The following is a 23,534-nucleotide window of genomic DNA, read 5'->3' as shown; positions in this document are numbered from 1 at the left end:
GCGTCCGCTGGATCAAACCGGGTCAGTAAGGCGCATCGACCGGGCCGAGGCCAAGGTAGACCGATTTGACACGGGTATAATGCTCCAGCGCCGCATGGCCGTTCTCGCGGCCCACGCCCGATGCTTTGACGCCGCCAAAGGGCATCTCGACCGGAGTCAGGTTATAGGCGTTGATCCAGCAGGTGCCGGCCTGCAATTGCGCGATCACGCGATGCGCGCGGGTGATGTCGCGGGTGAAAAGCCCCGCCGCCAGCCCGTATTCGGTGGCATTGGCCCGCGCGATGACCTCGGCCTCCTCCTCGAAATCCAGCACTGCCATGACCGGGCCGAAAATCTCTTCGCGCGCGATGGTCATCCCGTCTTTCACATCGGCGAAGACCGTGGGCTGGATGAAACAGCCGGTCGCGCCCGCGCGGGCGCCGCCGCAGACAAGCCGCGCGCCTTCCGCCTTGCCCTGGTCGATATAGCCAAGGACGCGCGCCATCTGTGGCTCTGACACCAGCGGGCCCATCTGCGTCGCTTCATCCAGCGGATCGCCCAGCGTGATCTTGCCCGCGCGGCTGGCGAGTTTTTCCAAGAAGGCGTCTTTCACCTTGCGATGGACGAAAACCCGCGTGCCATTCGAGCAGATCTGCCCTGCGGAATAGAAATTCGCGAGCATGGCCGCGCCCACAGCATCGTCGAGATCGGCGTCGTCAAAAATGATCAGGGGGGATTTGCCGCCCAGTTCCATCGTCACGGCTTTCAGCGCCTCGCCCGCGGCGCCATAGACCTTGCGGCCTGTCGGCACAGAGCCGGTGAGCGAGACCTTGGCCACGCGCGGGTCGGAGGCGAGCGCCGCCCCCACTTCGCCGCGCCCCTGCAGGACGTTGAAGAGGCCCGCAGGCAGGCCCGCCTCAATCAGGATCTCGGCCAGTGCCAGGGCTGATAGCGGGGTCACTTCCGAGGGTTTGAACACCATCGCATTGCCGAAAGCCAGCGCCGGGGCGGCTTTCCAGCAGGCGATCTGGATCGGGTAATTCCACGCGCCGATGCCCGCGCAGACGCCCAAGGGTTCGCGCAAAGTATAGGCCATGTCGCGGCCCAAGGGGATGGTCTGGCCGGTGACAGTGGCGGCGAAGCCTGCGAAATATTCCAGCGCATCGGCGCCGGAGGCCGCATCCGCGACCAGCGTTTCCTGCAGCGGTTTGCCGGTGTCGAGGGTTTCGAGTTCCGACAATTCGCGGTTACGTTCGCGCAGAATCTCGGCGGCGCGGCGCAGGATGCGGCCACGCTCGACCGGCGCGCGCGCGGCCCAATCGGCTTGTGCGTCGCGCGCGGCATTCAGGGCGCGGTCGATCACCGAAGGCGTGGCGGCGTGCAGCCGCGCGATCACCTCGCCGGTGGCGGAATAGATGCTCTCAATCACCGCGCCTGCGGTGTCTTCGATCCATTCCCCGGCAATGAAATGGCTGGCTTTGGGTTGTGCGCGCATCATTCCCCCCTTGGAAAACGCTGGTTTTCCTCGACGACGTTCAAATCCATGTGGTTGCGCATGTAGCGCTCGGAGGCCTGTTGCAGCGGCTGGAAATCCCATGGGAAATAGGCCCCGTTGCGCAGTGCTTCATAGACGACCCAGCGGCGGGCCTGACTTTGGCGCACCTCGGCGTCAAAACGGTCGAGGTCCCAGCGCGCCTGTGCTTGTGCGCGCAGGTCTTCCAGCGTCGCGGCATGGGCGGGGTCGGTCGCCAGATTGACGCGCTCTTGCGGGTCGGCGTCGAGATCGAAAAGCTGTTCCGGGTCGGCGCGGCAGGCAGTGTATTTCCAGCGCCCCGCGCGCAGGCATATCAGCGGCGTGATCGAGCCTTCGGCGGCATATTCCATCGCCACGGGGCTGGTGCGGGGGCTGCCCTGCATCAGCGGCAGCAGGGTTTCGCCATCCGTCCATGGCGCGATTTCCGACAGATCAATCCCCGCCAGATCCGCGAGCGTCGGCAGCAGATCCATGGTCGAGACCGGATCGGCCACGAAGCGCCCTGCCCCATCGGGCGTGGCGATCATCAGCGGCACGCGGGCGGAGCCTTCGTAAAAGCTCATCTTGAACCAGAGGCCGCGCTCGCCCAGCATATCGCCGTGGTCTGACACAAAGACGATCACGGCTTCCTGACGGGTGGTGTCCAGCACGTCGAGGATCTCGCCGATCTTGTCGTCGAGATAGCTGATATTGGCGAAATAGGCGCGGCGGGAGCGGGCGACATCCTCGGGCGTGATGTCGAATTTGCGCCAGTCATTGGCGTCGAACAGCCGTTTGCTGTGCGGATCCTGCGCAGCGTAACCCGGATCGGGCTGGCTGGGGGCAAGATGCGCGCAATCTTCGTAGAGATCCCAGTATTTGCGCCGCGCGACATAGGGGTCATGCGGGTGGGTGAAGCTGACGGTCAGGCACCAAGGCCGCGCATCATGGCCGCGCGCCAGATCATAGAGCTTGGCCTTGGCGTGATGGGCGACGTCATCGTCATATTCCATCTGATTGGTGATCTCGGCCACGCCCGCGCCGGTGACCGAGCCCATATTGTGATACCACCAGTCAATCCGCTCGCCGGGTTTGCGGTAATCGGGGGTCCAGCCGAAATCGGCGGGGTAGATATCCGTCGTCAGGCGCTGTTCAAATCCGTGAAGCTGGTCGGGGCCCACGAAATGCATCTTGCCCGAGAGGCAGGTATGATAGCCCGCGCGGCGCAGGTGATGGGTGAAGCAGGGGATATCCGAGGCGAATTCGGCGGCATTGTCATAGACGCGCGTGCGCGAGGGCAGTTGCCCGGACATGAAGCTGGCGCGCCCCGGCGCGCAGAGCGGGCTTGCGGTATAGGCATTGGCGAAGCGGGTTGAACGCGCGGCGAGGCGGCGCAGATTGGGTGTGTGCAGCCAATCGGCTGGCCCGTCGGGGAAGAGCGTGCCATTGAGCTGGTCCACCATCAGGATCAGGATATTGAGCTTGCTGGTCATCGGTCTCTACTCCTGTGCGACCAGAGCGGCATCGAGCCAGCCCATGACCTGCGCCACGGCGCGTTTGCCATTCGGCTCGCCACTGCCCAGCGCCTCGTGCAGATAGACGCCATCGATCATCGCCGCTGCGCCATCGGCAAGGCTGGCGGCGCGCGCGCCTGCAAGCGGGCGCAGCGCATGGCGCAGGTTGCTGCGCAGCCGCGCCTGATAGATGCGCAAGAGGCGCTCGGCCTCTGGGCTGCGCTGGGCCATGACGTAGAAATTCAGCCATGCCGCGACCACATCGCGGCGGAAATTGCTGCCGGTGAAGGAGACGTGCACCAGCGCCTTGACCCGCGCCTGCGGGGTTTCGGCCACCGACAGCGCGCCGCGCACCTCGGCGCCATAGACCGAGAGCACATGGCGCATGGCGGCGAGGAACATCTGCTCTTTCGATCCGAAATAGTGATGCGCCAAGGCCGAGGACATGCCTGCGCGCTTGGCGATCCGGCTGACCGTCACATCAAGCGAGCCGACCTGCCCCAGTTCGATAATTGCGGCCTTGATCAGCGCGTCACGCCTGATAGGCTCCATTCCCAGCTTCGGCATGGTATTTCCTGCAGATGAGAGACGAATTTTCGTTGCTTTATGCCTAGCCGATTGTTTATTGATTGGTCAATCAACAAAAACGACCGCAACAGAGAGAGACCCGACATGACCCTTCGCATGACCCCTGCCCTCTTGGCTGCAAGCCTTGTTGCTGCGCCTGCTTTTGCCGAGTGCACCTCCGTCACTTTCTCGGATGTGGGCTGGACGGATATTACCGCCACGACCGCTGTCGCCTCGACCATTCTGCAGGCGATGGGCTATCAGACCAATACGCTGGTGCTGTCGGTGCCTGTGACCTATACCTCGATGGCCAATGGCGATATTGATATTTTCCTTGGCAACTGGATGCCGACGATGGAGGCCGATATCGCGCCCTATCGCGACGCGGGCACAGTCGACACAGTGCGGCGCAATCTGGAAGGCGCGAAATACACGCTGGCCACCAATGCTGCGGGTGCGGCACTGGGGATCACGGATTTCGCCGATATCGCCACCAATGCGGATGCGCTGCAAAACCGCATTTACGGGATCGAGCCGGGCAATGACGGCAACCGGCTGATTCTCGACATGATCGAGGCGGATGCTTTCGGCCTGTCGGGTTTCGAGGTGGTGGAAAGTTCCGAACAGGGGATGCTGGCGCAGGTCGAGCGCTCGGACCGGCGCAATGAGCCGGTCGTCTTTCTGGGCTGGGAGCCGCATCCGATGAACGCCAATTTCGAGATGACCTATCTGGCGGGCGGCGATGAGTGGTTCGGCCCGGATTTCGGCGGCGCCGAGGTCTATACCAATACCCGCGCCGGCTTTGTGGATGAGTGCCCCAATCTGGGCACTTTCCTGAACAATCTGGAATTCACGCTGGAGATGGAAAACCAGATCATGGGCGCGATCCTGAATGACGGGACCGACCCGGATGCGGCGGCGCGGGCCTGGCTCGCGGCCAATCCCGATGCGCTTGGCCCCTGGCTGGAGGGCGTGACCACGCTGGAGGGCGAGGAGGCCCTGCCGGTCGTCACGGCAGCGCTCGAAGGCTGATTTACCGACATGCCGGCCCTGCCCTTGCGGGCGGGGCCCTGACCTGCTGCGCGAGGGGGCGTAATTCATGGCGGACGGCCTGACCCAGATCATTACGGATGCGAAAATTCCGGTCGGGCGCAGTGTCGCGACGGCGTTTCGCTGGATGCAGGATACATTCATCGGCTTTTTCGACGGGCTGGAGGCGGTGCTGCGCGGCATGATCGGCGCGCTGGGCAATGCGCTGCAGACGCCGCATCCGTTTCTGGTGATCGCGGGATTCTGTGCGCTGACTTATCTCTTGCAGCGCCGGTTTGTACCGGTGGTCATCGTCGCGGGTTGCGCATTTTTCGCGCTCAATCAGGGCTATTGGGTGCTGACCATGCAGACGCTGACGCTGGTGATTGCCTCCTGCGTCGTCTGCATGGGTGTGGGCGTGCCGCTCGGCATCTATTCGGCGCATCATCCGCGGTTTTACCGGGCGCTGACGCCGGTCTTGGATCTGATGCAGACCCTGCCCACTTTCGTCTATCTGATCCCGGTGCTGGTGCTTTTCGGGCTGGGCATGGTGCCGGGGCTGGTGGCGACGGTGATCTTTTCAATGCCCGCCGCGATCCGGCTGACGGAACTGGGTATCCGCTCGACGCCGAAAGCGCTGAGCGAGGCCGCAACTTCGTTCGGGGCGACGACGCGGCAGCGGATCGTGAAGGTGGAACTGCCCTATGCGTTCCCGCAGATCATGGCCGGGCTGAACCAGACCATCATGCTGTCGCTGTCGATGGTGGTGATTGCGGGGCTGGTGGGCGCACCGGGTCTGGGTGTGCCGGTGGTGCGGGCGCTGAATACGGTCAATGCGGCCCTGGGGTTTGAAGCAGGCGCGGTGATTGTCGCGGTTGCGATCATGCTCGACCGGATGCTGCGGGTGGAGGTGAGCCGATGAGCGATCCGGCGGTCCGGTTTCAGAATGTCTCGATTGTTTTCGGGGCGAATCCCTATAAGGCCATTCCGCTGATGGAATGCGGCCAGAGCCGCGATGAGATCAAGCGCGCCACCGGTCAGGTGCTGGGGGTGCATGATTGCACGCTGGATGTGGGCATGGGCGAGATCGTGGTGCTGATGGGCCTGTCAGGCTCGGGCAAATCGACGCTGTTGCGGGCGGTGAACGGGCTGAACCCCATCGTGCAGGGCGATGTGCTGGTCAATGACGGCTCGGGGCTGGTTTCCGTCCCGAAAGCCGGGCGCACGCAGTTGCGCAAGCTGCGGATGACGTCCGTGGCGATGGTGTTTCAGCAATTCGGCCTGCTGCCATGGCGCTCGGTGCGCGAGAATGTGGGGCTGGGGCTGGAACTGGCGGGGATGAGCCGTCGCGCGCGGCGCGAGAAGGTCGAGGCGCAGCTGGAGCTGGTGGGTCTGGCGCAATGGGCCGACCAGCCGGTGAGCGCGCTTTCAGGCGGCATGCAGCAGCGCGTGGGGCTGGCGCGGGCTTTCGCCACAGATGCGCCGATCCTGTTGATGGATGAGCCGTTTTCGGCGCTGGACCCGCTGATCCGGGCGCGGCTGCAGGATGAATTGCTGGAATTGCAGGAGCGGCTGAAGCGCACGATCCTGTTTGTCAGCCATGATCTGGATGAGGCCTTCAAGCTGGGCAACCGGATCGCGATTCTGGAGGGCGGGCGGATGATCCAATGCGGCACCCCGCCCGAGATCTATGCCAGGCCCGCCAATCAATATGTCGCGGATTTCGTGGCCAATATGAACCCGCTTCTGGTGCTGCGCGCGCGTGATGCGCTGGTGGCGGGCCCCGGTCCTGTGCCGACGCGCGCGGTGGATATCGACACGCCGATCCGCGCGGTGATGGAGCAGATGGATGCGCATCATGACCGGCTGGGCGTAACCGAAGCCGGGCGGGTGCTGGGCCATGTCTCGCGCGCCTCGGTGATGGCGGCGCTGGTGGACCGGCGGGGCGGGCAGTAGCCTAGTGTTCGCCACCTGACGAAAGGTCCCCGCGCGCCCCAGGCGATGCGGTCGCGACAGGCAGCTATCGGGACTATGCAGACAGTTGACCGTGGGAGAAAGCCGTGCAGCGCCCGACCGCGGGTGGGCGCTCCTGCCGGTTTTGACGGGCAGTTTATGCTGCGGCCTATTCCAGCGGATTTGAGATGCCCGACAGCGAGAAGCGCCCGCCCGGGGGGCGGTCGGGCGCTGCGCGGCGGCCTGCGGCCTTGATTCCGCGCGGGGGTGGTGAGTGTCGGCAAAGCGGGACGAAGCTGGCGCTCGCCGTCCAGTCACTGCCGGAAATAAAGCTGACTGGCGCAGTCAGACCAGCTGATACTGCGCGTTGGTTTCATGTGAGGGGCGTGCCGAACCGCTTTGACGGGACGAACGCGGCGCGCTGATTTCACGGGCTTCACTGACCGCATGGGACGCATTGGGCCACATCTGTGAACATCTTTTACACTCTGTTCTCATTATCGCTGTTGGCAGGCGGGACCATTGCAAGTGCAGATTCCGCCGTTCGTGTTCACGCAATCCCAACAACTGCATTTCCAAGTCGACGTTGTTTGAACAGCCGTTGGGTGATCGCGGACATGAGAAGGCTCTGCGAGTCCTAGTTCGATAACCATTAATTCTTCAACACCATGCTTGACCAAACAATCGTTTGCCGCCGCAATCGCAGCATCAAGAGCTTTTTCAAGATTTTTCTTTTCCATTACATCAATCCCAATCTCTCATTTGCAAATCGTTCAAAATTCCCTGAGCGATATGATGTTCGCCTGAGTTTAATCAAGTGACAAGCTTTTTCTCCCGAGCGGTGTCGACGGTTGCGTAGGTTGCTGGGAATGGGCGCTTGGTGCCACGAAGCCGCTGCTTTCTTGCTCTGCGGCGGAGTTTTTCAGAGCGGCGGGCGGACTTAGCCTGTCGCTTCCTTTCTGTTTGGGACTGGATCGCTGTCATGCCGGTAGCTGCTACGCCGAGAGCAACTGACCGTCCGCTCCGGGCTCCAACCCGTCCTAGGGTATCTTGTGTCAGGTGGCGAACACCAGCCCTGCTTCTCGGCCTTGCGAAAATCCGGCTGCGGCGCGGCGCGCGCTCAGGACGCCCAGTCGGGTTTGCGCTTCTCAAGGAATGCCGTGATCCCCTCATCCGTGTCGCGCCAGAGCATGTTCTCGACCATCGCCGCGCCGGTGAAGGCATAGGCCTCGGCAAGGCTCATATCGGCCTGTTGGTAGAAGGCGCGCTTGCCGATCTTCACCGCAGAGGCGAGTTTGCCCGCCACCAGATCGGCCAGCGCGCGGGTCTCGGCCGCCAGCGTCTCGGGGGGTACGACGCGGTTCACCAGCCCCAGCTCGCGCGCGCGGGCGGCGTCGATGAACTGGCCCGTGGTCAGCATCTCGAAAGCCTGTTTGCGCGGGATATTGCGGGTCAGCGCCACCATGGGGGTGGAGCAGAACAGGCCGATATTGACGCCATTGACGCCAAAGCGCGTGCCCTCGGCGGCGAGCGCCATGTCGCAGGAGGCCACAAGCTGACAGCCCGCCGCTGTGGCGATGCCCTGCACCTCGGCGATCACCGGCTGCGGCAGGGCGGGGATGAGTTGCATCACCTCGGCGCAGCGGGAGAAGAGATCTTTGAAATAGGCCGCGCCCTTATCCGCCGCCGCGCGTCCGGCCTGCATCTCGGCCAGATCATGGCCCGCGCAGAAGGCCTTGCCTGCGCCCGCCAGTATAACGACCCTGATGGCCGGATCATTGCCGATTTCGGTCAATCTGTCTTTCAGCGCCGCCAGCATCGCATCCGAGAGCGCATTGAGCTTGCCGGGGCGGTTCATCACCAGCCGCGCCACGCCCGCCGCGACGTCACATTGCAGAATGGGCTCGATCATCTTGCATATCCTCCGCATTTTCCGCGACTGTAGGCAGATAACATGTTCAGGAAAACCCTTTTGCGGAGGATCCCCCATGCAAATGGACCGCGCGGCGCTTACGGCCTTTCTGCACTCTGATTTCGCGCAGGTGGCGGGCATGTTCGCGATTGACGAGGTGGCGCCGATGCGCGTGACAGTGCGGCTCTTGCATGACGAGCGCCATCTGCGACCGGGGGGCACGGTTTCCGGCCCGGCGATGTTCGCGCTGGCGGATGTGGCGGTCTATCTGGCGATTCTGGCGATGGTCGGGCCAAAGGCGCTGAGTGTCACCACGAATTGCGCGATCGATTTCATGCGCAAACCCGCCGCCGGGGTGGATCTGATCTGCAAGGCGCGGCTTCTGAAACTGGGGCGGGTGCTGGCGGTGGGGGATTGCCTGATCTTCTCGGAGGGGATGGAGGCCCCGGTCGCGCGCGCCTCGCTGACCTATTCGATTCCGCCCGAGCGGTGAGCGGGCCGTAGGGTGCGTGGTCACCACGCACCTTACCTCTGCCCCGCGCGCCTGATATGAGGCGGGCGAGAACAACCGGATGACGCCCCCATGACCCCTGCCGCCCGCCATCAGGCCGCCATCGAGATCCTTGACCGTATCCTTGGCGGAGCCCCCGCCGAACAGGCCCTGACCGGCTGGGCGCGGGGCGCGCGCTATGCCGGCGCCAAGGACCGCGCCGCGATCCGTGATCTGGTCTTTGACGTGCTGCGCTGCAAACGCTCCTGCGCGCATCTGGGGGGCAGCATGACCGGGCGCGGGCTGATTCTGGGGCTGTTGCGCAGCGCCGGTCAGGAGGCGGGCGCGATCTTCACCGGACAGACCCATGCCCCGCCCCCGCTGACAGCAGAGGAAGCCGCCTATCAGCCCCCGCCCCTGCCCGAGCCGGTTGCGCTGGATTGCCCCGACTGGCTGATGCCCGCATTCACGGCCAGCCTGGGCGACGATCATGTGGCGGTGCTGCAGGCGCTGCGCCAGCGTGCGCCGGTTTTTCTGCGCGTCAATCTGGCGCGCATCGGGCGCGACGCGGCCATGGCGCGGCTTGCGGAAGAAGGGATTGCGACGCGCCCGCATCCGCTCGCCCCTTCGGCGCTGGAGGTTATCGGGAACGCCCGTGGAGTGCAGCGCTCCGGCGCCTATGCCGAGGGGCTGGTGGAGTTGCAGGATGCCGCTTCGCAGGCGGTGATTGCGGATCTGCCCGCGCTGGAGGGGCTGCGCGTGCTGGATTATTGCGCGGGCGGCGGCGGCAAATCGCTGGCGATGGCAGCGCTGGGCGCGCAGGTCACGGCGCATGATGCCAATCCGGCGCGGATGCGCGATCTGCCCGCGCGCGCGGCGCGGGCCGGAGTGACGGTGCCGATGCTTGCCGCGCCTGCGGGGCAGTTCGATCTGGTCCTGTGCGACGTGCCCTGTTCCGGCTCTGGCAGCTGGCGGCGCGCGCCGGGCGGCAAATGGGGGCTGACACCGGAGAGACTGGCGCAATTGCGCCAGATCCAGCGCGCGATTCTGGATCAGGTCGCGCCGCGGGTGCGTCCGGGCGGCTGGCTGGCCTATGTCACCTGCTCGCTGTTCGCCCTTGAGAATCAGGCGCAGATCGCGGATTTCGCGGCGCGCCATGCGGAGTTCAGCCTGCAAAGCAGCCGGAGCCTGACGCCGCTGGAGGGCGGCGACGGGTTCTATCTGGCGCTTCTGAGACGAGATGCCTGACGCCGGGGCAACTATAAGTTGCGCCATTCCGCCGGGGTGCTACGGTTGAGCATTAAACATTGCTTAACCTCGTGCTGCGAGGATGTGCTGACCCACCAGTTGAGGTATGCGCGTGCCCGGACCGTCATTGCTTTCCGCTCATCAGCCGATCCTGCGCCTTGCGCGGCGGCTGACCCCTGTCCAGGCGCGTCTCTCGCTGGCTCTGGCGGCTGGGTTTCTGCTGGTCGGACTGGTGGGCGCGCAGCCGCTGGTCGCACTGGCCGCGCTGACCATTGCGGCGACCGTGATCCTGCTGGTCGGGGGGGCGCTCTCGCTGAACGCGCTGGCGCAGCATCTGCGCTGCCGCGAGATCGATCTGATCGATCATCTGATCGCCGCTGAGGATGCGGTCTGTCTGCTGGTGGACCGCAAGGACCATTCTGTGCTCCGGGGCAATCGTCGCGCGCAGGAGCGGCTGGATCTGACCGCCAGGCCCCGCATCGGCGCGCTGTTCGAGGGGCTGAACGCGGATCCCGACGGGCTGGTGGCGCGGTTGCATGCGCAGGCGCTGGTGCAGGGGCATAGCAGGCATGAGATGCTCTGCGGACAGGACATGCATTGCTACATGGTCACGAGGGCCACCCCGGAGGTGATGCTCTGGCGGCTGCGGATCCGCAGCCATAGCGATCCGCGTGACAGCTTGCCCTTTTTCATCGCGCAATTCGATGCGGAGGGAGGTGGCTCCTATCTCTCGCCCGCGCTGCGCGCCGCGCTGGATCGCGCGGGTATGGAGGAGGCCGGGTTTCGGGCGGCGCTGCGCTCCGATCCCGCGCCCCTGCTGGCCGCGCTGCCAGAGCCGCTGCCCGCAGGGCTGTCGGTGCTGCATCTTACTGCCCCTGCCGGGCAGGAGGGCGAGGCTTTCCTGCTTCTGCCCCCCGCCATGACCCTCGCGCAGGACGCGCCCCTTGACGGGGCCGATATCGATGCGCTGGACAGCATGCCGGTTGCGATCGCGCGGCTGCGCCCGGATGGCAGCTTCACCTATCTCAACCGCGAGGCCCGCCGCCTGTTGCGGCTGCACAGCCCGGAGCCGCCGCTGCTGAACACGCTGCTGGAAGGATTGGGCCGGCCGGTGCTGGAATGGCTGGCCGATGTCGCCTCGGGGCGGCTGAAGCGCTCCACCGAAGTCTTGCGGCTGCACAATGACGCCGAGAAGACCTATCTGCGCGTGACGCTCGCGCGCCCCGGCCATGGCCCGGGCTGCGAGGTGATTGCCGCGCTCAGCGATGTGACCGAACTGAAATCGCTGGAGGCGAAATTCACCCAGAGCCAGAAAATGCAGGCCATCGGCCAGTTGGCGGGCGGGGTGGCGCATGATTTCAACAATCTGCTGACCGCGATCACGGGGCATTGCGACCTGCTGCTGCTGCGCCATGACCGCAGCGATCTGGATTACCCCGATCTGATGCAGATCCAGCAAAACACCAATCGCGCCGCAGCGCTGGTGCGGCAGTTGCTGGCCCTGTCGCGCCAGCAGACGCTGAAATTCGTCACGCTCGATCTGCAGGACATGATGGAGGATGTGATCCATCTGCTGAACCGGCTGGTGGGTGAGAAGATCACGCTCTCGCTGCGCCATGGCGCCTCTGTCGCCCCGATCCGCACCGACAAGCGCCAGTTCGAGCAGGTCTTGATGAATCTCGTGGTCAATGCCCGCGATGCGCTGCCCATGGGCGGCGAGATTCGGATCGAGACGGATACGATCACCCTGCGACAGGGCATTCTGCGCGACGGGGTGCTTCTGCCCGCCGGGGAATATACGGTGATCCGCATCCGCGATGACGGGACCGGGATTCCGCAACCGCTGCTGGGCAAGGTGTTCGATCCGTTTTTCACCACCAAACGCCCCGGCGAGGGCACCGGGCTGGGGCTCTCGACGGTCTATGGGATCGTCAAGCAATCGGGCGGCTATATCTTTGTCGAGAGCGAGGAAGGCGTGGGCACGAGTTTCACGCTGTATTTCACTGCGCAGCGGCCCGATGCCGTGCAGAGGGTCGAGGAAGCCCCGCGCAAGAGCCTGCCACCCGCGGCCTTGCAGGCGCGGCGCGCCTTGGTGCTTCTGGTCGAGGATGAAGCCGCGGTCCGCTCTTTTGCGGCGCGCGCTCTGGAATTGCAGGGCCATCGCGTGATCGAGGCGGATTGCGGCGAGGCGGCGCTGGAGATCCTGAGCGATCCCGAGATCAGGCCGGATTTCTTCGTGACCGATGTGATCATGCCGGGGCTGGACGGGCCAGGCTGGATCGCGCAGATCCGCGACCGCTTTCCCGAGACGCCGGTGCTGTTCATGTCGGGCTATGCCGAGGACAGCCGCGTGGCCGCGCAGGCGCGCATCAGCAATGCCAGCTTCATCGGAAAGCCCTTCTCGCTGGCCGAATTCACCGAAACCGTGAATGCGCAGTTGCAACGCCGGTCCGAAGCGGCCTGATACAGGCGCGCGGGCATGGGGTGCAACGGGGCCTTCGCTGCGCGCGGGGCGCGCGGGCCCTGCGGGTTGGAACAATGGCTGGGGCATGTAGCGCAAGCGTGGTTTCCGGTTTCGCGCAACATGCGGCCTTGAGAGGCGGGCAAGCGCTTGCAAAGGCGCGCAACCCGCTCTGCGGGAGTCCAGACGACCCGAGATGGCCGGGAAGGACGCCTCGCTTCTGCATCTCGCGCAAGGCAGCTAGTGGGGGCTATCCGGCCGAATGCGAAGATAAGCACCAGCCTCGATGCGCATCGCTTTGAGCAACAGCGGCGCTGTAACCCGCGAACCGGCAGACGCAGCCCCTTGCATCTGCTGATCCCCACGCCATATTGAACCATATGGTTCAGTATTCACAAACTCATTTCGATGCGTCTTTCGCTGCGCTTTCGGATGCCACGCGACGCGGCGTTCTGGAGCAACTGGGACGGTCGGATGCGTCGATCACCGAGCTTGCCGAGAAATTTCACATGACCCTCACCGGCATGAAAAAGCATGTCAATGTGCTTGAGCGCGCGGGCCTCGTCACCACCGAAAAGGTCGGGCGGGTCCGAAACTGCCGACTTGGCCGCAGCCGACTGGAGGAAGAAATGGCTTGGATCGAGCGCTATCGCCAGCTTTGGAGCGCGCGTTTCGACGCGCTGGATATGGTTGTCGAGGAGTTGAAACAGAAGGAGACATCCAATGGACGAAACAAAGCAGAGTGACCCCGGCCTCAGGAAAAACCGCACGGATGTGACCCGGCGATCCGACCGCGAACTGGTGATTACCAGAAGCTTCGACAGCCCCGCGCATCTGGTTTTCGCGGCCTGGACCAAGCCGGAATTATTGATGCGCTGGTGGGCGCCGGACTCCTTGGGTATCACCTTTATCTCCTGTGAGGCAGACATCCGCACCGGCGGCAGCTACCGCTTCGTCTTCGGTCATCCTGACTTCGATCAGCCCATGGCTTTTTTCGGCAGATATATTGAGGTTGTGCCCAATGAGCGCATTGTCTGGACGAATGAGGAAGGCGACGACGGATCTCTGACCACGCTCACCCTGACGGAGAAAGACGGAAAGACGCATCTGGTTCTTTCCGACCTCTACCCCTCCAAGGACGCTCTCGACGCGGCAATCGCCTCTGGCAGCACGGGCGCTTATCCCGAACAGTTCGATGAGTTGGATACAGTTCTGGCCGCGCTCAGTGCCAGCAATGCGGGCTGATACGGTGGTGGGGACTCCAGTCTTGCCCGCCGCTTTCCCAAACCGGCCTTTCCGATGCGTCTCTAAGCCAGACCTTGTTCATCACCGCAGCGCAAGGCGGCAATGACCCGCAGAACAGTCCCATAGGGCGGAAGCTTGTTTCAGGGTCGAAGCGCTGCGGGCGGGCAGTCGGCCCAGGAGGCACCGGAAGGGCACGGGTGCGATTCGGGGACGCTGCCCTCTTGCTCTGCGGGTCCTGGCATGCGAGATAGTGAACATGCGAAGCATTTTGCCCGATCAGACCCAGACCGCCCCCCTGCCGCGCGCGCCGGATCACCGGCCGTTGCTGGGCATTGGCTGGATGATCATCACCGGCCTGTGCTTTGTCGCGCTGACCGGGCTGGTCAAGCATCTGGGCGATGAGCTGCCCGCGGTGCAGACCGGCTTTCTGCGCTATCTGCTGGGGCTGATCTTCGTGCTGCCAATGCTGGGCGCGCTCTATCGCGACCCGCCCGACCGGGCGGGCTTGGGGTTTTTCGGGCTGCGGGGCGCTGTGCATTCGCTGGGCGTGATCCTGTGGTTCTATGCGATGACCCAGATCACGGTGGCCGAAGTCACGGCGATGAATTATCTCACGCCGGTCTATATCACGCTGGGGGCGGCGCTGTTTCTGGGCGAGAAACTGGCGCTGCGGCGCCTGCTGGCGATTGCGGCGGCGTTTCTCGGGGTGCTGATCATCCTGCGCCCCGGTCTGCGCGAGATCGCACCCGGTCATCTGGCGATGATCGGCACAGCGATCTTCTTCGCCGCCTCTTATCTGATGGCCAAGCGCATGTCGGGCCGGTCCGATGCGGCGGTGGTGGTCGCGATGCTGTCGATCACGGTCACGATCTGCCTTGCACCGCTGGCGATTGCGGTCTGGGTGCCGCCGACGCCGATGCAGATGTTCTGGCTGTTCTGGATCGCGGCCTTTGGCACGGCAGGCCATTTCGCCATGACACTGGCCTTTCGCGCGGCGCCGGTGACGGTCACCCAGCCCGTCACCTTTCTGCAACTGGTCTGGGCGGTGGCGCTGGGTGCGCTGGTCTTTGGCGAGGCGGTGGATCTTTATGTCGTGCTGGGGGGCTGCGTGATCATGGCAGCGGTGGGTTTCATCACCTGGCGCGAGGCGGTGCTGCGGCGCCAGATCAGCCGTCCGGCGCCGCTATTATAGCCAGTCAGAGTTCGGCCATCACCGACTCCGCGACTTCGAAATTGGCGGTGACATTCTGCACGTCATCGTCATCTTCCAGCGCGTCGATCAGCTTCATCAGCGCGCGCGCGCCGTCGAGATCAAGCTCGGTCGTGGTCTGGGGTTTCCAGACCAGCTTGGTGCTTTCGGCCTCGCCCAATGCCTCTTCGAGTGCGGTGGAGACGGCGGAGAGATCGGTATCGGCGCACCAGATCACATGGCCATCTTCGGAGCTTTCGACATCTTCGGCGCCTGCGTCGATGGCGGCGAGCATGAGCGTATCGGCATCGCCCGCGCTGGCGGGATAGACGATCTGGCCCTTGCGGTCGAACATGAAGGCGACCGAGCCGGTCTCGCCCAGATTGCCGCCATTCTTGGCGAAGGTCGAGCGCACATTCGAGGCGGTGCGGTTGCGGTTGTCGGTCATCGCCTCGACGATCACCGCGACGCCATTCGGGCCATAGCCCTCATAGCGGATTTCCTCGTAATTCTCGGCATCGCCGCCCTGCGATTTCTTGATCGCGCGCTCGATATTGTCTTTCGGCATCGAGACGGCCTTGGCCTCTTTCACGGCCAGACGCAGGCGGGGATTCTTGTCGGGATCGGGGTCGCCCATCTTGGCGGCGACCGTGATTTCCTTTGAGAGTTTCGAAAAGAGTTTCGCGCGCACCGCATCCTGACGGCCCTTGCGATGCTGGATATTGGCCCATTTGGAATGGCCTGCCATGGTTCCCTCCGGTGGCTCGCTGCTCTGTGCGCGCTCTCTTAGACCAGCGCCAAGCCCTTGGGCAAGCCCCGGCGCCACGTCTGAAAGGCGAAAACGCCCGCGCTTGCGGGCGTTTTGCGGATGATCTGTCGGATGCGCTTAGGCGGCGCGCGACACCAGCATGTCATTGACCTGCTTTTGCGCCACGGATTCGTCCCCGCCTGCGACTGCGGCCACTTCGCGCGTCAGCCGCTCCAGCGCGGCTTCATAGAGCTGGCGCTCGGAATAGGATTGCTCGCGCTGGTCGTCATTGCGATGCAGGTCGCGCACCACTTCGGCAATGGCCAGCAGGTCACCGGAATTGATCTTCTGTTCATATTCCTGCGCGCGGCGCGACCACATGGCACGTTTCACGCGGGCCTTGCCCTTGAGCGTGGCCAGGGCCTTGTTCACAAGCTCCGGCGAGGAGAGCGAGCGCATGCCCACGGTCGCGGCCTTGTTGGTCGGCACGCGCAGGGTCATTTTCTCTTTCTCGAAGGAAATGACGAAAAGTTCCAGTTTCAGGCCCGCGATTTCCTGCTCTTCGATCGAGACGATCTGGCCCACGCCATGCGCGGGGTAGACGACATATTCATCGGGACGAAACTCGGATTTCTTCGCTTTGGACATTCACATCTTCCTCTTCTGGCCCTGCGCGGCACATAAAAAATCGACAGGAAACCGGATTTCCTGCTGATCCTTAGGATTTGGCGACAAAAAAACGGCAGTTGGCAGCACTGCCGATCCCGGACTGTTAACGTGTTCCTGATTCTATATCATAAAACCGTCGCGAATCAAAGCGGCTTGGGCCAGCGCCCTGTCACAAATTCGCGCGATTGCATATGGGACCGCGCGGCCCGGCCCGGCAAGGCACTGCGAGAGGTTCAGCCGCCCTCGCCCGGTGCTTCGGAGAAATATTTGTCGCGCTTGCCGGTCTCGCCATCGCGCTCGGTCGCTTCGGGCAGCGGGTCTTTCTTGGTGATGATGACCGGCCACATCTCGGAATATTTGCGGTTGAACTCCACCCAGTCTTCCATATCCGGCTCGGTATCGGGGCGGATCGCGTCGGCGGGGCATTCGGGTTCGCACACGCCGCAATCGATGCATTCATCCGGGTGGATGACCAGCATGTTCTCGCCCTCATAGAAACAGTCGACGGGACAGACCTCGACGCAATCCGTGTATTTGCAGGCAATACAATTGTCGATCACGACATAGGTCATTGAAGGCGTCCTTGATAGTTGCAGCGGCGTCGAGAGGGCACATAATCCAGCGCTGGCGATCAATCAAGCGCCTCTGGTGCCGCAGGGGGAAATCTGCGCCGCTCGCGCTTGTCGGGGCGTCCGCCGGGCGCGGGAACGGGGCGCGAGAGGTCCGGGGGCGGTGGCGGGGGCGAGAGATCCTCGTAGAGCGCGCGGGCCTCGGGGGCGGGGCCGCGCCTTGTGCCAAGCGCAAGGATGCGCGCGACCACAACACGCGTGCCCAGCGCGAAGGTCAGCACATCGCCCGGCCCCACGGCATAGGCGGGTTTGGCGATGCGCTGGCCATTGACTCGGATGCCTGCGGTTTCGATCAGTTTCGCCGCCAGCGAGCGCGATTTCACGAATCGCGCCTGCCAGAGCCATTTGTCGAGGCGGAGCGTCGGGCGGGCCTCCCCCACGCGCCTACCCTTTGAGTTTCAGCCCCATCAGCGCTGCCGCGAAAGGGTTATCCGGGTCGATCTTGTCGGATTTGCGCGAAGGCGCGGCGGAGAATTCGCGCTGCGGTTCCGGCTTGCGGTCCTTGGGCTTGCCGGGTTTCGGCTTGCCGCCCTTGCGCCGGTCACCGTCAGCCCGCCCCTCGCCGCGTTTCTCGCGCGGGCGGTTCGCGTCGCTGCGGGCCTCGGGCTTGCGCTCGGGGCGGGGATCGCGGCGCGGGCGCGGGGCCCAGGTGAAGGTGAAATAGACCTCGGTCAGCTCTTCCGCCGGGGTTTCCGGGGCGGGTGCGGCTTCGACCGGGGTGTCAGCATCAGCGACCGCTTCCGCCGGGGCCTCGGTCACGGGCGCGGTCTCGGGCGTGGCCTCGGGCGTGGCGCCTGCTTCGGCTTCGGGTTTCACCTTCGGGCGTTCGCCGCGCTCGGCCTTGTAGCCCAGACCCCCCATCAGATCGGCGAATTGCTCCAGCGTGGTGCCGGTGATCGAGAGCATGTCGGGCTTCGCCTCGAACCCCGCACGGCTGTCGCAGGCGCGCAGCAGATCGGCCAGACGCTCCAGCATGTCGATGCGGATGGCGCGGGCGCCTGCCGGGCGGTAGCCTGCCATCAGATAGTGATCCGCGGGCACTTCCGGGATATGCGGGATCGTCACCAGACCGGGCGGCGGGCTTTCGGGGAAGCTCTCCAGCCCCTCGGTGAGCGAGCGCAGCACCAGACGCAGCCGGGTCGGCGCGGGTTTCAGCAGAAGCGGCAGGAAGATCGTGTATTGCCCGAAGCGCACGCCATGTTTGCGCAGCATGCCGCGCGCGTCCTGATCGAGCGATTTGATGTCATTGGCGATCTTTTCGCGCGGGATGACGCCCATCGCCTCGACCAGTTGAAAGGCCACGCCGCGCGCAAGGCCCGAGAGCGTCTCGTCGCGGGTCATGTTCAGCAGCGGTTCAAACAGCGCCGCGATCTTGCGGTCGATGAAATGCTGCAACCGGCGGCGGACCTTTTCGGTCACGTCATGGCCCGCTTCGTCATCGACGAAAGCCGCGACCTGCGGGCGCAGCGGATCGTCGCCCTTCACCAGCTTGCCGACAGCGGTGGTGCCCCAGATCAGCCCGCCCTGTTCGGTAAATTCGAACTCGGTATCGGGGGCATTGTAGAATTTATCCGCGCGCAGATGGAAGAGCGGGGTCAGCGCGGCCAGCGATGCCTGCCGCAGCGTTTTCGCCTCATCGGCATGGGCCGTCTTGTCGGGCTGGAAGCGGAACCCTTCCAGCCGTCCGATCAATTCGCCCTCGACGGTCACTTCGCCCTTGTCGTTCACCTCAGCCACAAGGCTCTCCTTCTGCTTCAACCGCCGCAGCAGCACAGAGGTGCGGCGGTCAACAAATCTCTGGGTCAGGCGTTCGTGCAACGCATCTGACAAGCGGTCTTCTACAGCGCGCGTCGCCTCGCGCCAATGGTTTTCATCATCGACCCAGGCTTTGCGCTGCGCGATATAGGTCCAGGTGCGGATATAGGCCAGACGTTTCGACAATGTGTCGATATCGCCATCGGTCCGGTCAATGCGCTGGATGTTGCGGCCCAGCCAATCGGCGTCAATCCGCCCGTCACCCTGCAGGAAGTCAAAGACCCGGCCCAGAAGCCCCGCATGTTCCGCCGCCGAGATGCCCCGGAAATCGGGTACGCGGCAGATATCCCACAGAAGTTTCAGATCGCGCGGGTGGGTCAGGCGGTCGCGAATCTCGGGCTGGCTGGTCAGGGTTTTCAGCGCCAGCAGGTCATCGGCATCGCGGGCGCGCGACAGCCATTCATTGCTGGTGTGGCTCTCCAGCGCGGCGATCAGCCGCTCTGGCGTGCCGAATTCCAGCCGCGCATTGCGCCAGTTGAGTTTGCGCAGGGGCAGGAACTGGTGGTTCTCGATGGCCGCGATCACCTCATCGGGCAAGGGCGAGGCTTCGCCGGTGACGCCGAAAGACCCGTCATTCTGGTAACGCCCTGCCCGGCCCGCGATCTGCGCCAGCTCATCCGGGGTCAGCGGGCGCATGCGGCGGCCATCGAATTTGCGCGTGGCGGAAAAGGCCACATGCTTTATATCGAGATTGAGCCCCATGCCGATGGCATCGGTGGCGACCAGATAATCGACATCGCCATTCTGATAGAGATCAACCTGCGCATTGCGGGTGCGCGGGGACAGCGCGCCCATGACGACCGCGCAGCCGCCTTTCTGGCGGCGGATCAGTTCGGCGATGGCATAGACGCTTTCGACCGAGAAGCCGACGATGGCGCTGCGCGCGGGCATGCGGCTGATCTTTTTCGAGCCGGTATAGCTGAGTTGCGACATGCGTTCGCGGCGCTGAAACTGCACGCCGGGCACAAGCGCTGCAATCGCGCTGCGCATCGTGTCCGAGCCCATGAAGAGGGTTTCATGCAAGCCGCGCGCCGAGAGCAGCCGGTCGGTGAAGACATGCCCGCGTTCGGGATCGGCGCAGAGCTGGATTTCGTCAATGGCCACGAAATCGGCGCCGATCTCCAGCGGCATCGCCTCGACCGTGCAAACCCAGTATTGGGTGCGGTCGGGGACGATGCGTTCCTCGCCCGTCACCAGCGCCACGCAATCTGGTCCACGCAGCGCGCGGATACGGTCATAGACCTCGCGGGCGAGCAGGCGCAGCGGCAGGCCGATCACGCCGGTGCGATGGGCGAGCATGCGTTCAATGGCGTAATGGGTCTTGCCGGTATTGGTCGGCCCCAGCACCGCGACGGCCCGCGACTGCGCGCGCATGTTCATCCGCCTGTTTCCTTTTGCCGCGCGCTGCTACAGCGCCGTGCCGTCCAGCTGTTTGTTCAGCCGGTCGAGGGCGGTTTTTACGTCAGCCCGATGCGGATGTATAGTCGCCGCGGCGCGGTAAGCCTCTCGCGCGCGGTCGAATTGCTGCAGATCCTCGAAAATGCGCCCCAGCCCCGCCAGCGCCGAGAAATGGCTGGGGTTATAGGCCAGCGCCGCGCGCAGATCATCGAGGGCGCGGCCCAGTTTGCCATCCATGAACCATGCGGTGGCGCGGGCGTGATAGGCTTCGGCAAATTCGGGGGCGTGGTCGATCAGCGCTGTGAAATGTTCGAGCGCGGTAGCGGTCTGGCCCGCGCGCATCGCCTCGCGCCCGCGCTGCAGCAGCAGATCGGCGCTGGCCGAACCCGAGCGCGACCAGGCGCGGGTGATCTGGCGCTCCAGCCGTCGCCAGCCCTCCTGATCGGGCTTTTGCAATTCTGCCAGCAGCGCGGCCACATCCTCGCCGCCCCCGGTTTCGCTGGCCGCCACAGGGGCTGTCAGCAAAAACCCGGCCAATGCCGCAACGACAGGATTGAGAATGCGCCACCGACTATCCATAGTAGGGAGTGTAACGCAAACGCTGCGCGAATCCATATGCGCGGCATCACAAATCGGAAAACCAAGGAGACCTGCATGAGCGACGTCCTGAGCAAAGCCATCGAGGCGCTCTCAAACCGCATGCCCAATGGCTTTGACGGTACGGCAAAATTCGACATCAAGGGTGAAGGCTGCATCATGGTCGATGAAAACGGCGTGCGGGAAGGCGATGACGAGGCCGATGTGACCATGATCGCGAGCGCCGAGACCTTTCAGGGGATTATCGAGGGCGATGTGAACCCCACCATGGCCTTCATGTCGGGCAAGCTGAAGATCGAGGGCAATATGGGCATGGCGATGAAGCTGGGCTCTGCGCTGAGTTGATGGGGCACGGCGCGCCGTTTTTCGCGGATGTCGCAGAGGCGCCCGCCCCTGCGGGGGTGGTCTGGGTGCATGCGGCGGATGGCGTGCGGCTGCGCGTGGCGCATTGGCCGGTCGGGCCGAAAGGGATGATCGCGATCTTTCCCGGCCGCACCGAGGTGATCGAGAAATATGGCCGGGTCGTCGCCGATCTGGCGCGGGCGGGCTATGGTGCGGCGCTGATCGACTGGCGCGGTCAGGGGCTGTCGGACCGGCCCACCGGCCTGCCGCTGCGCGGGCATGTCGGCGGTTTCGCCGAGTATCAGCAGGATGTGGCCGCCTTTCGCGCGGTGCTGGATCATGTGGCGGGCGACGCGGCCCCGCGCTACCTGCTGTCGCATAGCATGGGCGGCTGTATCGCGCTGCGGGCGCTGATCACGGGCTTTCCGGCGCGTGCCTGTGCGTTCAGTGCGCCGATGTGGGGGCTGCCGGTGAGCACGGCCCTGGCGCAGGCGGTGCGGCTTGCCACCTCGACGCTGGGGCTGGCGGGGGGCGATCTGCGCGAGATACCGGGGGCGGGCGTCAAGTTCCGGCTTTGGGAGAATGTCTTTGATGACAATGAGTTGACGCGCGATCTTGAGACATATTCCTGGATGCAGGAACAGGTTGCGCGCCATGAGGCGCTGCGCCTTGGCGCCCCGAGCCTGCGCTGGCTGACCGCCGCATTGGCCGAGACGCGGGCGCTGGCGCATCTGCCCGCCCCGGATCTGCCTGCGTTCTGCGGATTGGGCACGCGCGAAATGATCGTCTCGCCCGAGGCGATCAAGACGCGGATGGAGGGCTGGGCGCGGGGCGCGCTTGAACTCTATTCCGGCGCGCTGCATGAATTGATGATGGAACTGCCCGAGGTGCGCGCGGATTTCCTGCGCCGCAGCCTTGCGCTGTTTGACGCGAATTGAGGACGCCATGACACTCACGATCTACGGCATCAAGAGCTGTGACACCTGCCGCAAGGCGCTGAAAGCCCTGCCCGAGGCGACGTTGCGTGACATTCGCGCGGAACCCCTGTCCGAGGCGGAGCGCGCCGAATTTCTGGCCAGATTCGGGGATGCGCTGGTCAATCGCGCCTCGACCACATGGCGCGGACTGTCGGAGACAGAGCGCGCGACCGCGCCCGAAGCGCTTCTGGCCGCGCATCCGAGCCTGATGAAGCGCCCGGTGATCCGTGCGGGCGACGCGCTGTATCTGGGGTGGAAGGCCGATGTGCAATCGGCCCTCGGGGTGGCGTGAGGCGCGTTCAGAGCAGCCTGAGATCGCTGGCCGATTCCCGTCCGTCGCGCCCGGCGCGCAACTCATAGGCGACTTTCTGATCATCAGCGAGGCCGGTCAGTCCGGCACGCTCGACGGCTGAAATATGCACGAACACATCCTTGCCGCCGCCTTCGGGGGCAATGAATCCATAGCCTTTGGTCGTGTTGAACCATTTCACGGTGCCTGTCGGCATCGGTCTTCTCCTCGTTTGTCCCACCCATAGCGTCATTGCCACGGGGCCGTTCAGCCAGGTCTTCCTTTGCCGGCTGTCAAACAGAGGCGGTCGTAGAAAGTCTGTCATCCCGAGGGCGATTTTGCCAGAGCCGGGTTAAAACGCAAGAGATTTGCTTATATGGAACAGGCCGGGCGAGGCATTGCCCAATATTGCGAAAGGATGAGCGGAAGATGCGCAACGCGGCCCTGACCCTTGGACTGATCGGCGGATTATGGGGCATGATCGTCGGCTTTTTCAGCTTCGGTTATACGGATCTGCTGATTCGCTACCCGGAACTGGCTGAGTTTACCGGTGGTGTTGCGAATATGGCGCTGATCCGGGCGATGAGCCTGATCGCGCCGGTTCTGGCGATTGCGGGGGCCTCTATGGCGCGCTCGGTCAATATGGTCGGCGGGATCCTGCTCTTGGCGTCCAGCGCGGGGATGTATGTGACCTTCGGCTTTGGGGTGTTCACCATGTTCCCGATTGCGATGTGCGCGCTGGCCGGGGTGCTGGCGCTGGTCGCACGGCAGCCCGATCCACACTAAAGGCTTGACTTATCGCGCCGGTGGCCCCATCTGCGTGCCATCCACAGCCATGCCGCGTGAGCATATTCGCGGCTGTGGTCAGGGCAGCCTGCCCGCAAATTGCTTCCCGACATCACGCGTGGGGGGCGGCGCATGTGACGATGTGCCCCCAAACCCGCCCCGGCATCCGTCCGGGGCCAATCGC

General features: G+C 64.3%; 25 protein-coding genes and 1 pseudogene. 13 read left to right on the top strand and 13 right to left on the bottom strand.

The genetic code is table 11. The features are described from left to right. Window positions 1-22: 22 nt before the first annotated feature. Genes betB through betI form a run of 3 tightly spaced genes read right to left on the bottom strand, consistent with a single transcriptional unit; the run spans window position 23 to window position 3,573 of the window. Window positions 23-1,474, bottom strand: coding sequence for a betaine-aldehyde dehydrogenase (gene betB / locus BG457_RS16450; RefSeq protein WP_139257816.1), 1,452 nt, complete (start codon window positions 1,472-1,474; stop codon window positions 23-25). Next, on the bottom strand, window positions 1,474-2,985 hold the full coding sequence (gene betC / locus BG457_RS16445) for a choline-sulfatase (RefSeq protein ID WP_071798596.1): 1,512 nt from the start codon (window positions 2,983-2,985) through the stop codon (window positions 1,474-1,476). The genes betB and betC overlap by 1 nt, the downstream gene beginning before the upstream one ends. 6 nt (window positions 2,986-2,991) lie before the next feature. After that, window positions 2,992-3,573, bottom strand: a complete 582-nt coding sequence (gene betI / locus BG457_RS16440) for a choline-binding transcriptional repressor BetI (RefSeq protein ID WP_139257814.1) — start codon at window positions 3,571-3,573, stop codon at window positions 2,992-2,994. Between the two features lie 105 nt (window positions 3,574-3,678). Here betI and choX point away from each other — a divergent pair, with 105 nt between their 5' ends. The 3 genes from choX to choV all read left to right on the top strand — a co-directional run bounded on the left by choX (window position 3,679) and on the right by choV (window position 6,558). After that, window positions 3,679-4,605 carry a choline ABC transporter substrate-binding protein gene (gene choX, locus BG457_RS16435; RefSeq protein WP_071798592.1) on the top strand — a complete coding sequence of 309 codons (927 nt, stop codon included), beginning with the start codon at window positions 3,679-3,681 and terminating at the stop codon, window positions 4,603-4,605. A 67-nt stretch (window positions 4,606-4,672) separates the two neighbouring features. Further along, on the top strand, window positions 4,673-5,524 hold the full coding sequence (gene choW / locus BG457_RS16430) for a choline ABC transporter permease subunit (RefSeq protein ID WP_071798590.1): 852 nt from the start codon (window positions 4,673-4,675) through the stop codon (window positions 5,522-5,524). After that, the gene (gene choV / locus BG457_RS16425) at window positions 5,521-6,558 is read left to right on the top strand and encodes a choline ABC transporter ATP-binding protein (RefSeq protein WP_071798588.1); all 1,038 of its coding nucleotides are present in this window, start codon (window positions 5,521-5,523) and stop codon (window positions 6,556-6,558) included. Before choW ends, choV begins: the two co-directional genes overlap by 4 nt. Window positions 6,559-6,869: 311 nt before the next feature. Here the strand turns inward: choV and BG457_RS20765 are convergent. The 3 genes and pseudogenes from BG457_RS20765 to BG457_RS16420 form a co-directional block, all read right to left on the bottom strand. Further along, a pseudogene (locus BG457_RS20765) lies at window positions 6,870-7,025 on the bottom strand (4-fold beta flower protein); the annotation flags it as partial. Window positions 7,026-7,052: 27 nt separating this feature from the next. Further along, window positions 7,053-7,295 carry a hypothetical protein gene (locus BG457_RS20055; protein WP_139257812.1) on the bottom strand — a complete coding sequence of 81 codons (243 nt, stop codon included), beginning with the start codon at window positions 7,293-7,295 and terminating at the stop codon, window positions 7,053-7,055. Between the two features lie 380 nt (window positions 7,296-7,675). Next, on the bottom strand, window positions 7,676-8,467 hold the full coding sequence (locus tag BG457_RS16420) for an enoyl-CoA hydratase (RefSeq protein ID WP_071798586.1): 792 nt from the start codon (window positions 8,465-8,467) through the stop codon (window positions 7,676-7,678). A 76-nt stretch (window positions 8,468-8,543) separates the two neighbouring features. On the opposite strand from BG457_RS16420, the gene BG457_RS16415 reads away from it, so the two are divergent. The 6 genes from BG457_RS16415 to BG457_RS16390 all read left to right on the top strand — a co-directional run bounded on the left by BG457_RS16415 (window position 8,544) and on the right by BG457_RS16390 (window position 15,103). Continuing rightward, on the top strand, window positions 8,544-8,960 hold the full coding sequence (locus BG457_RS16415) for a PaaI family thioesterase (RefSeq protein WP_071798584.1): 417 nt from the start codon (window positions 8,544-8,546) through the stop codon (window positions 8,958-8,960). Window positions 8,961-9,050: 90 nt separating this feature from the next. After that, window positions 9,051-10,205 carry an RsmB/NOP family class I SAM-dependent RNA methyltransferase gene (locus BG457_RS16410; RefSeq protein WP_071798582.1) on the top strand — a complete coding sequence of 385 codons (1,155 nt, stop codon included), beginning with the start codon at window positions 9,051-9,053 and terminating at the stop codon, window positions 10,203-10,205. Window positions 10,206-10,332: 127 nt separating this feature from the next. Beyond that, entirely contained in the window at window positions 10,333-12,669 is a 2,337-nt protein-coding gene (locus BG457_RS16405; RefSeq protein ID WP_071799257.1) for a hybrid sensor histidine kinase/response regulator, read from the top strand. A 377-nt stretch (window positions 12,670-13,046) separates the two neighbouring features. Then, entirely contained in the window at window positions 13,047-13,412 is a 366-nt protein-coding gene (locus BG457_RS16400) for an ArsR/SmtB family transcription factor (protein WP_071798580.1), read from the top strand. After that, a complete protein-coding gene (locus tag BG457_RS16395; protein WP_071798578.1) occupies window positions 13,390-13,911 on the top strand; it encodes an SRPBCC family protein in 522 nt (173 codons plus the stop codon). Before BG457_RS16400 ends, BG457_RS16395 begins: the two co-directional genes overlap by 23 nt. A 256-nt stretch (window positions 13,912-14,167) precedes the next feature. Beyond that, a complete protein-coding gene (locus BG457_RS16390) occupies window positions 14,168-15,103 on the top strand; it encodes a DMT family transporter (protein ID WP_084657688.1) in 936 nt (311 codons plus the stop codon). 4 nt (window positions 15,104-15,107) lie between these two features. On the opposite strand, the gene BG457_RS16385 is transcribed toward BG457_RS16390, so the two are convergent. The 6 genes from BG457_RS16385 to BG457_RS16360 all read right to left on the bottom strand — a co-directional run bounded on the left by BG457_RS16385 (window position 15,108) and on the right by BG457_RS16360 (window position 20,938). Further along, a complete protein-coding gene (locus BG457_RS16385; RefSeq protein ID WP_071798576.1) occupies window positions 15,108-15,848 on the bottom strand; it encodes a YebC/PmpR family DNA-binding transcriptional regulator in 741 nt (246 codons plus the stop codon). Between the two features lie 138 nt (window positions 15,849-15,986). Beyond that, the gene (locus BG457_RS16380) at window positions 15,987-16,496 is read right to left on the bottom strand and encodes a CarD family transcriptional regulator (protein ID WP_071798574.1); all 510 of its coding nucleotides are present in this window, start codon (window positions 16,494-16,496) and stop codon (window positions 15,987-15,989) included. 254 nt (window positions 16,497-16,750) lie between these two features. Further along, entirely contained in the window at window positions 16,751-17,089 is a 339-nt protein-coding gene (gene fdxA, locus BG457_RS16375) for a ferredoxin FdxA (protein WP_071798573.1), read from the bottom strand. 59 nt (window positions 17,090-17,148) lie between these two features. Then, a complete protein-coding gene (locus tag BG457_RS16370) occupies window positions 17,149-17,526 on the bottom strand; it encodes an RNA-binding S4 domain-containing protein (protein WP_071798571.1) in 378 nt (125 codons plus the stop codon). 4 nt (window positions 17,527-17,530) lie between these two features. Beyond that, entirely contained in the window at window positions 17,531-20,335 is a 2,805-nt protein-coding gene (locus tag BG457_RS16365; protein WP_071799255.1) for a helicase-related protein, read from the bottom strand. Between the two features lie 33 nt (window positions 20,336-20,368). Next, window positions 20,369-20,938, bottom strand: coding sequence for a tetratricopeptide repeat protein (locus BG457_RS16360; RefSeq protein ID WP_084657687.1), 570 nt, complete (start codon window positions 20,936-20,938; stop codon window positions 20,369-20,371). A 75-nt stretch (window positions 20,939-21,013) separates the two neighbouring features. Between BG457_RS16360 and BG457_RS16355 the strand changes: the two genes are divergently transcribed. The 3 genes from BG457_RS16355 to BG457_RS16345 are packed head-to-tail and all read left to right on the top strand — an operon-like array spanning window position 21,014 to window position 22,567. After that, on the top strand, window positions 21,014-21,301 hold the full coding sequence (locus BG457_RS16355; RefSeq protein WP_071799253.1) for an SCP2 sterol-binding domain-containing protein: 288 nt from the start codon (window positions 21,014-21,016) through the stop codon (window positions 21,299-21,301). Beyond that, window positions 21,301-22,236, top strand: coding sequence for an alpha/beta fold hydrolase (locus BG457_RS16350; protein WP_084657686.1), 936 nt, complete (start codon window positions 21,301-21,303; stop codon window positions 22,234-22,236). The genes BG457_RS16355 and BG457_RS16350 overlap by 1 nt, the downstream gene beginning before the upstream one ends. Window positions 22,237-22,243: 7 nt before the next feature. Further along, window positions 22,244-22,567, top strand: a complete 324-nt coding sequence (locus BG457_RS16345; protein ID WP_071798569.1) for an arsenate reductase family protein — start codon at window positions 22,244-22,246, stop codon at window positions 22,565-22,567. 7 nt (window positions 22,568-22,574) lie between these two features. On the opposite strand, the gene BG457_RS16340 is transcribed toward BG457_RS16345, so the two are convergent. After that, window positions 22,575-22,781: a cold-shock protein gene (locus tag BG457_RS16340; protein WP_071798567.1), complete on the bottom strand. Its 207-nt coding sequence runs from the start codon at window positions 22,779-22,781 to the stop codon at window positions 22,575-22,577. Window positions 22,782-22,993: 212 nt separating this feature from the next. Here BG457_RS16340 and BG457_RS16335 point away from each other — a divergent pair, with 212 nt between their 5' ends. Next, window positions 22,994-23,350, top strand: a complete 357-nt coding sequence (locus BG457_RS16335; RefSeq protein ID WP_071798565.1) for a hypothetical protein — start codon at window positions 22,994-22,996, stop codon at window positions 23,348-23,350. Window positions 23,351-23,534: the final 184 nt, after the last annotated feature.

It is taken from the genome of Natronohydrobacter thiooxidans (assembly GCF_001884735.1).
Classification (GTDB): Bacteria; Pseudomonadota; Alphaproteobacteria; order Rhodobacterales; family Rhodobacteraceae; genus Roseinatronobacter; species Roseinatronobacter thiooxidans_A.
This window is presented reverse-complemented; position numbering and strand designations above follow the sequence as displayed.